The organism is Mucilaginibacter sp. GW821-FHT07H05 (genome assembly GCF_059418485.1).
Genome location: NZ_JBWKPY010000006.1, coordinates 1 through 13,447, shown reverse-complemented (window position 1 = coordinate 13,447; position 13,447 = coordinate 1). Strand labels below are relative to the sequence as shown.

15 protein-coding genes are annotated in these 13,447 nt (G+C 41.9%); 4 read left to right on the top strand and 11 right to left on the bottom strand.

Annotated features, from left to right (window positions below; translation table 11 throughout):
• The first annotated feature begins 6 nt into the window (after positions 1 to 6).
• On the top strand, positions 7 to 513 hold the full coding sequence (locus AC07M6_RS16495; protein WP_494891277.1) for a hypothetical protein: 507 nt from the start codon (positions 7 to 9) through the stop codon (positions 511 to 513).
• A 350-nt stretch (positions 514 to 863) separates the two neighbouring features.
• On the opposite strand, the gene AC07M6_RS16490 is transcribed toward AC07M6_RS16495, so the two are convergent.
• From AC07M6_RS16490 to AC07M6_RS16440, 11 genes are all read right to left on the bottom strand, one after another.
• Positions 864 to 1,058 carry a hypothetical protein gene (locus AC07M6_RS16490; protein ID WP_494891275.1) on the bottom strand — a complete coding sequence of 65 codons (195 nt, stop codon included), beginning with the start codon at positions 1,056 to 1,058 and terminating at the stop codon, positions 864 to 866.
• Positions 1,059 to 1,156: 98 nt separating this feature from the next.
• Positions 1,157 to 2,470 (bottom strand): zeta toxin family protein, encoded by a 1,314-nt coding sequence (locus AC07M6_RS16485; protein ID WP_494891965.1) that lies wholly within the window; start codon positions 2,468 to 2,470, stop codon positions 1,157 to 1,159.
• A 113-nt stretch (positions 2,471 to 2,583) separates the two neighbouring features.
• Positions 2,584 to 2,988 (bottom strand): DUF2408 domain-containing protein, encoded by a 405-nt coding sequence (locus AC07M6_RS16480; RefSeq protein WP_121196791.1) that lies wholly within the window; start codon positions 2,986 to 2,988, stop codon positions 2,584 to 2,586.
• Positions 2,989 to 3,030: 42 nt separating this feature from the next.
• Positions 3,031 to 3,561: a hypothetical protein gene (locus tag AC07M6_RS16475; RefSeq protein ID WP_494891273.1), complete on the bottom strand. Its 531-nt coding sequence runs from the start codon at positions 3,559 to 3,561 to the stop codon at positions 3,031 to 3,033.
• A 10-nt stretch (positions 3,562 to 3,571) separates the two neighbouring features.
• Entirely contained in the window at positions 3,572 to 4,327 is a 756-nt protein-coding gene (locus AC07M6_RS16470; RefSeq protein WP_494891271.1) for a relaxase/mobilization nuclease domain-containing protein, read from the bottom strand.
• A gap of 95 nt (positions 4,328 to 4,422) precedes the next feature.
• A complete protein-coding gene (locus AC07M6_RS16465; RefSeq protein ID WP_494891269.1) occupies positions 4,423 to 4,806 on the bottom strand; it encodes a plasmid mobilization protein in 384 nt (127 codons plus the stop codon).
• Positions 4,807 to 4,975: 169 nt separating this feature from the next.
• Entirely contained in the window at positions 4,976 to 5,845 is an 870-nt protein-coding gene (locus tag AC07M6_RS16460; RefSeq protein ID WP_494891267.1) for a DUF8464 domain-containing protein, read from the bottom strand.
• Positions 5,842 to 6,144: a helix-turn-helix domain-containing protein gene (locus tag AC07M6_RS16455; RefSeq protein ID WP_494891265.1), complete on the bottom strand. Its 303-nt coding sequence runs from the start codon at positions 6,142 to 6,144 to the stop codon at positions 5,842 to 5,844. Before AC07M6_RS16455 ends, AC07M6_RS16460 begins: the two co-directional genes overlap by 4 nt.
• Before the next feature lie 68 nt (positions 6,145 to 6,212).
• The gene (locus tag AC07M6_RS16450) at positions 6,213 to 7,316 is read right to left on the bottom strand and encodes a hypothetical protein (RefSeq protein ID WP_494891263.1); all 1,104 of its coding nucleotides are present in this window, start codon (positions 7,314 to 7,316) and stop codon (positions 6,213 to 6,215) included.
• A 132-nt stretch (positions 7,317 to 7,448) separates the two neighbouring features.
• Positions 7,449 to 8,777: an ATP-binding protein gene (locus AC07M6_RS16445; RefSeq protein WP_494891261.1), complete on the bottom strand. Its 1,329-nt coding sequence runs from the start codon at positions 8,775 to 8,777 to the stop codon at positions 7,449 to 7,451.
• Between the two features lie 58 nt (positions 8,778 to 8,835).
• The gene (locus AC07M6_RS16440) at positions 8,836 to 10,065 is read right to left on the bottom strand and encodes a phage integrase SAM-like domain-containing protein (protein ID WP_494891259.1); all 1,230 of its coding nucleotides are present in this window, start codon (positions 10,063 to 10,065) and stop codon (positions 8,836 to 8,838) included.
• Positions 10,066 to 10,702: 637 nt separating this feature from the next.
• Here AC07M6_RS16440 and AC07M6_RS16435 point away from each other — a divergent pair.
• From AC07M6_RS16435 to AC07M6_RS16425, 3 genes are all read left to right on the top strand, one after another.
• On the top strand, positions 10,703 to 11,926 hold the full coding sequence (locus tag AC07M6_RS16435; RefSeq protein WP_494891257.1) for a hypothetical protein: 1,224 nt from the start codon (positions 10,703 to 10,705) through the stop codon (positions 11,924 to 11,926).
• 50 nt (positions 11,927 to 11,976) lie between these two features.
• Entirely contained in the window at positions 11,977 to 12,951 is a 975-nt protein-coding gene (locus AC07M6_RS16430; protein WP_494891255.1) for a hypothetical protein, read from the top strand.
• 47 nt (positions 12,952 to 12,998) lie between these two features.
• The coding region (locus tag AC07M6_RS16425) for a hypothetical protein (RefSeq protein WP_494891253.1) at positions 12,999 to 13,447 on the top strand (449 nt) is incomplete at its 3' end.

Sequence of the window (13,447 nt, the reverse complement as noted above, 5' to 3'; positions counted from 1 at the left end):
AATAAAATGGGATTATCAAATTTAGGAATCTTCCACACGATCATTGGCATCATGGCCATTGTAGCCGCAGTCATATCGTTGGTAAAGTATGGAAAAATCAATCTGGCGGAGTTATCCGGGAAAATATACTTTTACGGAACAATCATTGCTTGTTTAACGGCATTAGGAATATATAAACATGGAGGGTTTAACCCAGGGCATGTGGGTTCCTTATTTATTGTTGTTTTAGTATTGGTTGCCTTTTTTCTTTTTTCCCGGAAAAAAGGTAATAACAGGGCTCGTTATTTCGAAAACTTTTGTTTGTCCTTTACCTTCTTCCTGTCGTTGGTTCCGACGGTCAACGAAACTTTTACCCGTATTCCCATCGGACACCCTTTAGCAAAAGGCATCAATGATCCCTTGATAGGCAAAACGCTATTGACACTTTTTATACTGTTTATCGCGGGTTCTGTTTATCAATTTTGGAAGCAAAGAAAAATGAATAGACCAGGCGGGAATGAGGCTATTTCTTGATCGTATTAGGCATGAATGGTATGCATTGCAGCGATTTGGGCCTAACTGTTGTAAGCATTTCAAGTTACCGAAAATCTATAGGTAGAATTCTGGGGGGGCACCGCTTAACTGTCTCTTTATTTGTACGAGAAAAAATATAGTACCTGTTTTAACTACAGGCGACAGGTCTGCAACCTGGTGAACCCACGATCCCTTATTCAACTGTTAAGCAACCAACAGCGCGAGCCGGGTAAAAAGTCAAGGCCGGGCGGGGCCGCTGAAAGCGAACAACTCCCGCCCGCTTGTATAGCTTTTACTTTTTATCCCGGCGGTGGGCTATCTTCGCGGCACAGGTGAATAAGGAATGGCAGTTATTCCATTTCTTTTCGTCCGTCTATATAACGGTGCATGAACAGGTCGGGGGTCGTGCAATTTTCATCCCTATAACTGATATATAAGCCCTTATCAAGAAGTTCTTGCTCTACTTTTTGGATGACTCGTTCTAATAATTCCTGCATTTCTTTAAATGATCGCTCAAAAATGGGTTTGAAAGGTTGTTCAGACATTTTTATTATTAATCGTAAACACTACAAATTGAACGAAAGAGTACCTGTTTTATGATCAAAAAACGAAGGAAATGTTTAAGGCATTTCCTTCGTTGATTTTATCGGCCTAATGACGGGCCACGGTCATAGCCTTGGTCTAAATCTTCTCCGGAGCCCCTCCCTTTTTTTATTAGTTGCTCGTTCTTTAGGTTTTCTGCGATCAGATTTGGTAAGCCTGATTCAGATAAAGGTTTAACAATGGCCCTTAATTCGCATTGAATGGGATTTTCTTTTAGCAGCGCAACATGGTCAATTCCATGTTCTCTTGCTACAGCAATTGGATCAAGCTTAATTTCGTTAGGTATTTCCAGCAATACTACATTTTTAGGCAATGCCTTAATATTTTCAGGAGGTTCGTACAGGCTATGTTTTTTGTTATCATAAAAACATAAGTAAGTGTCACCGGACGCTGATAACTCCATATCTTTAAATTCAAGCTGATTACTCGGGACTGCTGTTTCCCGTATTTGCTTTAACCGCCAGTCAATCGTAAAGTCGGTACCTGCAATATCAATATGGGGTAGTTCACCTGCCAAACGTCTGTCCAGCAACTCTGTCACTTTCTGCTCCTGGATTTGCTGCGCCATTTGAGCTTGCAGCTGTTTCTGGGTCGGGTATTCCGATTTCATCTCCGCTTTGAATGCTTTGATTTCTTTTTCATCGGCATTCCGCTTTTTCATCAGATCGAGCACCAGTTGTACCCGTTGATCAAAATATAACTTCAGATTGGTTGTCCATTTGCGATCAATCTCTTCCTGGAATAACTGCACAGCATTGGGTGGATTAGTGCCCAGCAGATGAACCCCCTCTTTATAGGAGCCTTCGAGCGCATCGACCGCGCGTCCATAAATCTGCAACTTATGATATAGCGATTCGGATTGTACTGCAAATAAGGTTGGCGCAACCAAATTGTACCTGGAATCGTGGGCATCTTTACCGACAGCTCTTCCGCCCTTTTCTTTGGCTTTCATGTCCTCGAAACGGATATGGGTACCTAATAAACTCAAACGCGGATGAACCGCCAGCAATTTGATTTCCACACGATAACCCTTTTGTTGTAATTCAGCAATGGTCCTGTTCATAGCAGGCCCGGACGAGAATGTAGTTTCCAGGATATAGTTCAGCCGGTTGGCTTCGCAATAACTTCGCAGGCCATTATTCCAATCATGTGCATATTTGACAGTTATTTCAGGATAGTAGGCTTCGTACCTGTTTTTGATTTCCTCCGCTTTAGGATGATAGTCACGGAACAGATCGGCATTACAACTGATCACCTGACCGCCTAACTCTTTAATGGCTAGCTTTTCTAACTCTGTTTTACCAGCACCTGGCTGACCTCCTAAAATAATTACAGTAGGGCTGTCTGATGGCAGAATGCCGCGCGTCAGATCATCGATAATATCACCTTGTATCAGGTTGAACTCATCGGGATTTACGGTGTATAGTCCTTTTAATGACGCCGTAAAGTCGACGGCTACCTCGCTGCTTAAATCTGGAGTTTTTTTTTCTCAGCTAATAAAATCGGACTGTATTTTTCTATGACCTGCTCCATCTTTTCCAAACTGGAAAATGTTTCCGTGTCCCGGCTCACCTTAATTCCTTCATCGCGTAGGGTTTCTAATTCTTTGACACGATCCTGATCTGGCTTTACCTTATTAAGTTCATTCCGGCGCTCTCTTGAAGCAAGGGCAACTAATCCATTTAAAATAGAATTAGCACTCTCGGTTAATGAATACCAATCGAGTGGGTTACGTTCCTGTACCGTTGAAGTGGCAGTTAATGGCAGGTTCAATTGTTCCGCTATCTTAACGTAATCCTGGTAATCCATCACTACCCTAACTGGTGTCCCGGTGGCATCTGTCACAAATTGTGTTTCCATACTCTTATCCATAACGTCTATCAAATTTAATAATTATAAGTGATTAAATAATTGTTATTGCTGTTCTTCTTTTGCCTTAGCCAAAGCTTTTGACATCCTTTCCCGTTGTAATTTTCCCGATTGAGCGTAGACCTCATTCCAGGCCGAAATACAGGCGTTACCCTCTTTGTTGTATTGGTGGGCTTGATAGGCATCTATCGACCGGTTGATAAAGGAGCCGAGGTATATGACAATTAAAAACATCAGCCCCCAGAAAAAGAGCCTACCGAAAACCATTCGGTAATACTCTCTTACATTGGTTTCGGGGAACAGGTTGATCTTCAGCTTCCGCTCAATTGACATTGGCTTTTTCTCTATGGCTGAGGTAATTCGCTGATAGCCCTGATCGATGGCAGCCACGACCAGCGAAAGATCGGGCTTTGGTGCTTCTACTTTAAAATTCCTAATCTGATCTATCAGCCCGTCTATAACCTGGTCGCGCTTTTGACGTGCTTCTTTTTCGGCTTCCATAAACTGTTGCGTTTTGATATCCTGTTCCACCATATCTTTTAATATGGTCATCAGGGTAGATTGGTCTATTTCCATTTCTTTAATTTTATCGGGTTATACCATGAGATTGTTTACGTTCTTGTTGCTGCATTTTAAGTAATTCCTCCTGTCGTTTTTGTTGTTGGATTTGCTGTTGTTGTTTCATTTGTTCCTGTTTAAGTTTATTTTCAATATCCAGTAAGGCATATCCAACCTGGCTGCCCTTGAAGCGAACTTGCTGCTGGTCGGTAAAAGCGATACCCCTGCCAAGCTCTACGGCATACCCTTGTTTTTCCATATAGTTTTTGACCTGCCTTATGTTTGCACATTGTTTGATTGCATGGCCTAAATGTTTTTTCAAGGTTTCTTTGCGCTGGTCTACTCGCTGACTTTGTGCTACACGTTGTTCTGCTTTCAAAAATTTGTTCGGGCTTAACACTGGTGTCAGCTTATAGCTCCGTTCCATTTCCCGGCAAAATTCCGCCATGCGCTTATAACTGTTGCTGTCACTGGCCGTCGGCCCGTCATAACCGATTCGGTTGGCCACGATATGCAGGTGTTCGTGGTCGGTATCAGCGTGTGTGATGACTACATACTGTTTATCCGCAAAATCAAACTTTTGGGCCAGCGCCGCGGCAATATCCGCTTTGTCCTGCCGGTCTAACCGATTGGCGTCCTGATGCGCCAGGCTGATTGACATATGAAATACAGGCCTGCTAACGTTAGGGTTCAGCTTACTGACTTCAACAAACTGCCGGATCAATTCTTTCTTGTTGCCAAAACATTGATTATAATAAATCACTTCTGCCTGTTTCTTTTCCATTTCCAACTTTTGTAGTTCCTCATTTTCCTGTAACCTACCCTCGTGCAGATATTGCATACAACCCCGAAAACTTTTTCCCGTTGCTATTTTTCCTATCATACCAAATAGAATTTAACGTCCTTTACTACCTCCTGTATGGCTCTAACCTCCTGGTTTAGCAATGCTCTGTCCAGCGCATTCAGGTCTTCCCCTTTATTTCGCTTTTTTGCGATCTGGTTCAAATTAGCAGCCATGTGATTGAGCATTCCGGTAATTTGCAGCACCTCTTTCGGTAAGGTTTTAACCACCATCCTGACACGACCATTTAAACCTAATTCCCGCAGGTAAACAGATACATTGGTGCGGGCACTTTTGGCATTGGACTGTATGATCTTCCTTTCAATGATATTGCACATAACGGTTAAGTGTGTGTTTCTTTTAAGTTCTGCTTTTGGCCTGCCACCCTTATTGCCTGTTCTCTTTTTAATTATCTTTTGCATATAAATAAATAGGTGTTAAATGTTTATATAGCTAAATCCGATCTTATCAATGTCCTCAAAAAATCCCCCCGAATGCGATAGCATGAGGGGGGCCAGCGAGTTTCGGCAGGGCCGAAACATAGCTGGCTCCGCAAAAACGGAATTGCCGATACTGTCCTGCCGATCCCCTTCATAAGCCCAACCCCCTGCTCTGCTGCTGCTGAATTTTGAGATAGGCATTAAGGTCTTTATAGCCGCTATAAAAGCGGCTGGCATCCTCTACATTCGGAATTGTTTGCTTAATGAAAGCCATCTCTTTTGCTGCCGCCTTATCGTGATCCAGGTACAATTTGGCAGCAGGACGTTGTCGCAAAATCTCCAAACTTTTGCCCACAAAGCTGAGTGAATTCAACACCAGGAAATCGCCGGGCATATAGCGGCCATTTAGCGTTAGCAAAGACAGGAAATCTGTAAAGCCTTCAAATACGTGAATCGTGTCTGCTCCTTGATCGATGTAGGTCAGATCTTTGGGGGACGAGGATAATTTAAGCTGTGCATTACGCAGTTCGTAGCCACCCGAGTTGTTTTTAAAGCCGATAGCCAGGTAACGCTGTTCGTTCAATGTAAACAATACCTCCTTGCACCAGGCTTTAGCCGTGTAATAATCTATTGCACGTTCATGCAGATATTTTATTAACGTCAGGTTTTGCAATTCGCCGGTCTGGATAATATTTATCTTACGTTCCGGTTCAGTCGTTGTAGTCTTTACCGTCCGATGAAAAGAAAGTGAACGATCTCCCGTGCTTAACCGGCTTAATAATTGTTCTACTGTACATTGATGCAGCCGGATACCCAAGTCGATAAAATTGCCGCCAACTCCTATGCCATGATCAAACCACGCATTGAGTTGAGTATTGACTTTAAAAGAAGCGGTATTTTCCTCCCGGATCGGCGAGAGATACCAATGGTTAACACCATTAATGTATTGCGGGCGGAAGCCACATTTAGCCAGGTAGTCGATTATCGAGATTTGCCTGGCCTGGTTACAATTCATATTCATAACCGACCTTGCTTTTGATTTATCGGATGATTGCCAGCGGATATCCAAGCCAGTAATTGTTTGCGGGAAAATAAAAGCTTGCCTTCAACTTTACAAAAGGGGATTTTGTTCCTTTTGACTAAACCATAAAGAGAAGTAACCTCGTATTTGATAAGGTTGGCGGCTTCTTTGGTGTCCAGTAAAGTATCGTCCTGTGGATTGCTGTTTGGGTTCACCCTCACGGCATTTTTAACGGATGACTCAATCAGCTCCTTGAGTTGATCGGTCGATAGGGTTGTAATAAATGTAGTTTCGTTCATCGTAAAAAAATTGATGAAGCAAAACAATGCTAAAAAAGCCCAACGATACTGAACGAAGTTGAACGTAGTTAGGCTTTAATCCGGTAATCTTTGATCTTGGTTAAGATTTTCAATGCATTTTTAGCGTATTTGCTACTTTTGATTTCCCCCAACAACATAATACCGGCATCTTTCTTTTTGGTGATGTTGCCGGAAATGTCGGCTACATTTTCAATGCCTTGGAAAGCGGAAAAAGATTGTTTTAGCAGTGCCGAATACGGCTCAAGTTTGATACGGGTAAAGGTATGGTTAAGCTTATAGGTAGCGTGCATCAGCAGGCAGAGGATAGGCTGATAATCGGAAGATAATTCATAATAGCGGTGCTCCCTATCGGGTAAGGAGACGCCGGCGTTGTTAGACGTTCCAAACAGTTCGCCCAACAAGTTTTCTACCTCTTTTTCGGTCTTAAAAAACGGCAGTATTGCCACCGATTTGCAACGATGGATATCGAGTAATACCTGCCATAGCTTGATGATCTCGCCCGCAGGATATCTGAGCGCGATCTTGTGTATTCCGTTAGTTTGCACCACGGTATTTTGTACCGTTAAAACTGCGGGTTCTGCCGCCAGGGTGGCTTCGATTAATGGTTCGCCGGTTATTTCTTTGACAGATAATTTGGATAAGTTCTGATAGGTTTTGTATGATTGAACCATACAAGCCTGGATATACCCCAGGCTATATAAAACTTCAGGAATGACAAAGCCTTCAAAATACAAGTGGTGATGACAATAATTCATAAAATCAACCAGCACTTTAAGCTGTTCCGTAGGGGCTAATGAAAAGAAAAAAGAACCGATCTCCCCGTCGAAGTTTTGCAAGCCATCAGTATACCCTTTAAAAAACTGGGCCTTGATTTCTTCCACCAGTTCAGGACTGACCGGAAAGCTATTCTCCCGCAATAGTTGATCGAGGTTATACGGGTCGAACAGCTTTTGCAGGTTAATCTCACTAACAAAAAAATGCTCTTCTCTTAAAAAAATTTCCTTGAAAGGGAATAGCATGCCGCCATAATTGAATGCTGATTGGTCACGCTCGAACAACCCATCAACCGATGACAAAAAAACGGCCTTATGGTAGTTGTCTGTATTGATACCCCTATTGGGGTGAAAATTCGGCAGGCTTAGAAAATACATGCTCAATTAGTTGACAAAATCGGATCAAAATTGGTGACATTATACATAACCAAATTACTTTATTTTTGTGTTGCCACGGTTTTATTAACCACTTTTAATCCCTCATTAATTCCCTATTAATCCCTCATAGTTTTACAAGACCTGCCAAAACCCACCTTTATCGGCTCCTATTCGTTCTAATTTTTTCTCTTTCTGTAGCTTGCCTATATTCCGTTCAATTGAGCGGTTTGAAACGCCTATATTTGCCGCAAGTTTAGCAATGGTAATGGTTGGGTTCTGTGTTACCATTAAAAGAATTTTCTCCGACGTTTTCTCCGACGTTTTCTCCGACGTTTTCTCCGACGTTTTCTCCGACGTTAATTTAGCGGCAGAATATACTGTGACCTGAAAACCATGCTGCATATTTTCAAAAAGAGGGGGCTTTAGCCCATAATCAGCAAACGCTTCCTGAATCCGTTTAATTCCGGAACCATATTTTTCTATCAATTGGGCTTCTTTGAATGTTGCGGCTATTTTTTTATTTCTTGCTTGAGAAATATATTGACCACTCAATAATTTGGCAATGGATATATCATCAGGTAACCTCCCCGGATTAAAAAATTCGATGCGGTCATTAAATATCTTGACCGAAGAGTCGCCATAATGCGTATAATCACGATGGACGATCATATTAATAGCGATTTCTCTGATCGCTGGTATGGGGTATTGCCATCGTTCTTCGCGCTGCGGGTCGCCTGAAATGATATAGGACTTATTGATGTGCTTCCTCACAAAATTAATAACATCTTCAACCTCGGTAAATAAATCGGAACGAACCGATAAACTATCTTTGATACTTGTAGCGGTATCAAATCTACCTAACTCTATAGTGGCAGAAAAAATATCATGATTGGAAAATAGCAGGTAACAGGCATTGGTAACCCCTGACCCTTTGATCAATTCAAATTTGGTAAGTACCGTTAAAGGATCATCTTCAATGCGAACCTCCCTGTCTTTGTTACACATCGCAACAAAGCCACGTACTTTATCCAGTGACAAAGCGTCCATTGCATATTCTGGGTTAACGTAGCTATCCCAACTTGAATTAAAAGATTTAAGATGAAGGTCCGAAATTTCAGTCAATGAAAGTTGATGATTTGAATTCCTTACTCGTTTAAAATATCGGCCTTTAAAGGAAACCGGCTTTATTGGAAATTCCTGAACGGATAGGGAAGCCACATCTTTCCCTTGTATGGTAACTATTTCCGCATCGGGTATGATACTGGGTTGCGTTTTATTCTTAACTTCATTTACCCAATTCTGAAGGCTTTCACCTCCGACGGTAAATGACTTTACAGGGTTGCCCTCGTTATCTACGCCGATAAGCACTTTGCCGCCCTTGGTGTTGGTAAAAGCGACCAAACTCTCAATAACGGCATCGTTAAAGCTACTTTTAAATTCTGTATGGCTGTCCTCCTGCATTAGTTGCTATTAGTATTACAATATGGTTATCATTGGCTTGCCGCAAAAATAAGAATGTTTAAATACATTCGTTGATCCTGTCGTCAAACAACGGATCACCAATTTCATCTAAATAGATTTCGGTGGTTTTAATGCTATCGTGACCAAGAGACTTGCCAATATCTTCTTTCGATAGCCCTTTGATCCTCAATGCAGAAGCATAACTGTGTCTTGCAACATAGGTAGTTAGGTTTTTTTGTATTTCAGCATCCCCGGCCATGGTTTTCAAATCTTTATTAACGCGTTTCAATATTTTTAGTCTCCTGTCTCGTTGTGACCGCACTGTCGCGTGACGTTTATAAAGTATCGGAAAAACGTAACCGGCATCACTATTGCCTTCCAGGACACGGTAATGATCGAGTATTTTAAGAGCTTCGGGATGTAGTTTAAAATCAAACTCCTCTTTTGTTTTTGCACGAACATAGTTAATAAATCCGTCCCTGATATTTGTCCATTTAAGACTGGCCAGGTCAGCAAAATTTAATCCGCGGCAATAATAGCTGAACAGGAAATAATTGCGCGAATTGATTAACTTATCGTCTTCGAGTTTTAATTCCACTATTTTATTGATCTGTTCGACACTAATTGCCCGTTTTTTGGTCTTTGGGGCATTATATTTCGAATAGGAAAAGTCTTTAAATGGATAGTGGTTTTCCCGGCAGATCTTTTCTTTCATTGCGTTACGCCAAACGGTGCGGAATGTCCGAAAATCGATGCTCCGTGTAGTGATTGCAATATTGTTCTTGATCAGCCAATCTTCAAACCGGCGCAAAAAATTAACATCAATATCTTCGAAGTTCATGTCTTTTTCTTTCATAAACTTGTTAAGGCGGCTGCGGGTCACAATATGAACACCTGCATAACCATATCGTTCCATTGATTTTAAGCGTGCGACCTCGCTGTCAAAAAACTCCAAAAGCATCAATTTAGGCGTTGTTTTAACCGCGCCTGTCAGCTTTTCAACAAGAGATTTAATTTCACTGACCCGTGGTGACCGGTCGTCGGGAACATTGGCAAAATAGAATGTGGCCTTAACCTTAATATTATTAAGCAGCGCATTGATAGATTTATGATTGATATGCGAATCCAGCACGCATTGTGATGCCTTATTCCAATTCTCTTTCGTAGAGCTAACTTTCGTAGACACCTCGTAGTTGTTCCGGTTTTCTGTTATCCGGAACATGATCGGATGTTCGCCAGAGGGAAGCGTTTTGTTGATTCTCAACATTAGTTTCGTCGTAATTGCCATATTAGGTCTAACATTTTGTAAATTTAACCATTAAAAAGCCCATTTATAAGGTAAAAATCAACTTTTTAGGTCTAACATAGGTCTAACATTTAAGTCAAAAATAGCAAAAAATAACTTAAAAATACACAATCACAAAACTAAAAAATGGCTATTTTAGCTATAAAATGCGGTTTTTAGTTAATGAAAACAGTTGCCTTAAAGGCATGGGGTGCTGGAGGTCGGAAGTTCGAATCTTCTCATCCCGACTATTGAAGCCGGAGAGCCTTTAGGTGAAAGCCTAAAGGCTTTTTTTGTGTAATTACTGACATACTTTTGCCACCATCACCTTGAAATAGGATAGCAATATTTGTAATTATCATGGTAACGATGGGGTAAAAAATAAATTTATGTGGACATTGAAAATATTAAAAAGCAAATTAACTTAGGGCACAAAACATATATAAATATAACCTTACCTAATTCCATCACAATGAAATCACTCTTCAGATATCCTTCAACCAAGTTTAAGTATTCAGTTTTTAATTAGAATAAGTTAGCGCCTATTCTTGCTTGTTTGCTTAGATAGGCATACTGAAATATTGAAACCTTTAGTGAAGAAAATCCGTAAAAAACTATAACAACATAATCTTATCGCATCATGAAAAAAATCTACACAACTTTCGTTGCCGTACTGGCGACAGTACAACTTTCGTCCGCACAAACCACGCAAACTCGCGATGATGCTGGTGCTCAGGTTGGCGGTGCATCCGGATTTTTTGAAACAGCAGCTCCTACCAACTATCCGGCAGGTGCAAGTAGCTGGTGGCATTTGTTAGATGTTAGGCATACAAATGTTAATAATAACTTTGCGATGCAATTTGCAGGAAGTTTCTTTGATCAAAATCTATATTTCAGAAAAACAAACAATGATCCTTACCAACGTTGGCAAAAAGTATTAACGGTTGATAATAGTTCCGTTTTAGGTACTTCAGTTAAAAGCGCAATTTTATTAACAACTATCGCAGGAGCAGTTGGCGCTAATACGTTACAAAACGGTATATGGTCCGTTAGAAATACTGCTGGTTCAGATTGGTTTAGTGCCAGGCTCCATGACGGTGTATCAGTTGATGCATCTTTTTTGAATCCACAAATAAATACGAGAACCTGGTGGGAAAGGGATCCTTATAATGATATTCAGTCATGGGGGACAGCAGCAAATGCTTATTTAACAATTAAGGGTGGCAATGTCGGTATTGGCACTACAACTCCCCCAGCTGTTGGAAATTATGGTGTACTTGCTATAAATGGTAGAAGCCCCAGTCAGGGCGGTTATTTATCAATGATGAATAACGGAACAGAGGTAGGGTCATTATCAGCAAACAGCCAGCTCAATATTGGGGCTGCTACAGGCATAGTGACCCAATTTTATACCGGCAGTACACCGACTATGCAAATTACGGCCGGTGGCAATATGCTTCTGGGAAAGATCTCACAAGCGAATACCTCCTATCTGTTGGATGTTAACGGCAAGGCACGGTGTAACGAAGTAGTTGTCAATACTACAGGAGCAGATTTTGTATTTCAACCAGGTTATAAACTCAACGCACTTGCCGACATCGAAAAATATGTTCTGGCCAACCACCATTTGCCAGAAATACCGTCCGCACAGGAAATGACTACAGATGGCCTAAAGGTAGGAGAGATGAACAAACTGCTTTTGATGAAAGTAGAGGAGCTAACCCTTTATTTGATTGAGAAGGATAAAGAATTAAAAGGTCAACAAGAAAAGCTTAAACAACAAGAAGCAGCAAATCAGCAGCAGCAAAACCAAATTGATGAACTGCGCAAACAAATGGAAACCTTATTAAAAAAGAAACCGTAAATGCATTTGATTTCTATCTGTTGAAACTCACCATAAACACTTATCACATCATGAAAAAAAACCTTTGGGCAGTCATTGCCCTGCTTTCAGCACTCCCTTTAATTTCACAAGCACAAACATGGTCGGGTAGTACACCCGGCAATATTTATTACAATTCCGGCAACGTAAGCATAGGTACGGCAAGCACAGGCGACCCACTTACAGTTAATGGCAATGTTAATCTTATTTCAGGCAGCGTGCTATATAACGGAGCATCTAACAATTCAGCAGGCATTGGGTTCGCCTATGGCGGAATCGGCAGCGTGGTCAGCCTGAGCGGCTATAACGGGATCTTGTTCAATTCAAGCCCAACGGGCATAGGCAGCCAGACGGAACGGATGCGCATACTCAATACAGGTAACGTCGGCATCGGCACCTCAACCCCCGCGTCACTGCTAAGCCTGGCGGGAGCGGAATACGCGCCGGGCACGTCCGGGTCCGCGCAAAACAGTACGTTTCGCATTGGTGCAAACAGCACTAATTTGGCGTTGGACGCGGGAATAACCACTTCGGGTGCAGTCCCGTATAGCTGGCTGCAAAGCAGGAATCAGTCTACGTACAGCGCGAACTATGCGCTGTCCCTCAACCCCAATGGCGGCAATGTCGGTATCGGCACTACAACTCCCGACGAACTACTATCGGTTAACGGCACTATTCATTCCAAAGAGGTGAAAGTTAATCTAACCGGGTTGCCAGATTATGTTTTCAAACCTGATTATCACCTGCCAACCTTGTCAGAAGTGAAAACCTACATCGACAAAAACAGCCATTTGCCTGAAATGCCATCGGCACAAGAAGTCGAAAAGAACGGGCTCAACCTGGGTGAAATGAACAAGTTGCTGCTGAAGAAGGTGGAGGAGTTGACGCTGTATTTGATAGAAAAGGACAAAGAAGCACAAACTCAGAAGGAGGTAAATATGATGCTACTGAACCAAATAGATGAATTGCGCAAACAAGTCGAAACATTATTGAAAAAGAAATCATAAAAAGTTAGGGTTCAATTAGCTGAATCTAAATAAACACTTATCACATCATGAAAAAAATGCTATTGGCAGTTATTGCCATTCTTTCGGCACTTCCGTTTGTTTCACAAGCACAAAACTCAAATCCATGGCCAACAACCGGCAATGTCGGTATCGGGACCACAAGCCCCGGAGGATTGCTTCATTTGTACTCATCTGCAGCTACCGACATGTTGCGCCTTCAGTTTAACGCGGGCGGCGGCGGCAACTGGGCTATCAACCCCTTTATATACGGCATCAGCAACGGGGGATTGTCTTTTGTAGACAAGCTGAATTCGGTAACGCCGCTGGTCATCAGTTCCACCGGCAATGTAGGCGTCGGCACCACAAGCCCTTCTGCGCTTCTGCATGCGGAAGGTTCCGAATATGTACCGAGCACCTCAGGCTCTGCTCAAAATAGTAATTTCAGAATCGGAGCGGGCAGCACAAATCTTGTACTTGATGCTGGGATTACAACATC

Excerpts from the sequence above, each read along its gene's own strand:
- AC07M6_RS16495 (WP_494891277.1), top strand. The coding sequence starts at position 7 with ATGGGATTATCAAATTTAGGAATCTTCCACACGATCATTGGCATCATG.
- AC07M6_RS16490 (WP_494891275.1), bottom strand. The coding sequence starts at position 1,058 with ATGTCTGAACAACCTTTCAAACCCATTTTTGAGCGATCATTTAAAGAA.
- AC07M6_RS16480 (WP_121196791.1), bottom strand. The coding sequence starts at position 2,988 with ATGGATAAGAGTATGGAAACACAATTTGTGACAGATGCCACCGGGACA.
- AC07M6_RS16475 (WP_494891273.1), bottom strand. The coding sequence starts at position 3,561 with ATGGAAATAGACCAATCTACCCTGATGACCATATTAAAAGATATGGTG.
- AC07M6_RS16470 (WP_494891271.1), bottom strand. The coding sequence starts at position 4,327 with ATGGAAAAGAAACAGGCAGAAGTGATTTATTATAATCAATGTTTTGGC.
- AC07M6_RS16465 (WP_494891269.1), bottom strand. The coding sequence starts at position 4,806 with ATGCAAAAGATAATTAAAAAGAGAACAGGCAATAAGGGTGGCAGGCCA.
- AC07M6_RS16460 (WP_494891267.1), bottom strand. The coding sequence starts at position 5,845 with ATGAATATGAATTGTAACCAGGCCAGGCAAATCTCGATAATCGACTAC.
- AC07M6_RS16455 (WP_494891265.1), bottom strand. The coding sequence starts at position 6,144 with ATGAACGAAACTACATTTATTACAACCCTATCGACCGATCAACTCAAG.
- AC07M6_RS16450 (WP_494891263.1), bottom strand. The coding sequence starts at position 7,316 with ATGTATTTTCTAAGCCTGCCGAATTTTCACCCCAATAGGGGTATCAAT.
- AC07M6_RS16445 (WP_494891261.1), bottom strand. The coding sequence starts at position 8,777 with ATGCAGGAGGACAGCCATACAGAATTTAAAAGTAGCTTTAACGATGCC.
- AC07M6_RS16440 (WP_494891259.1), bottom strand. The coding sequence starts at position 10,065 with ATGGCAATTACGACGAAACTAATGTTGAGAATCAACAAAACGCTTCCC.
- AC07M6_RS16435 (WP_494891257.1), top strand. The coding sequence starts at position 10,703 with ATGAAAAAAATCTACACAACTTTCGTTGCCGTACTGGCGACAGTACAA.
- AC07M6_RS16430 (WP_494891255.1), top strand. The coding sequence starts at position 11,977 with ATGAAAAAAAACCTTTGGGCAGTCATTGCCCTGCTTTCAGCACTCCCT.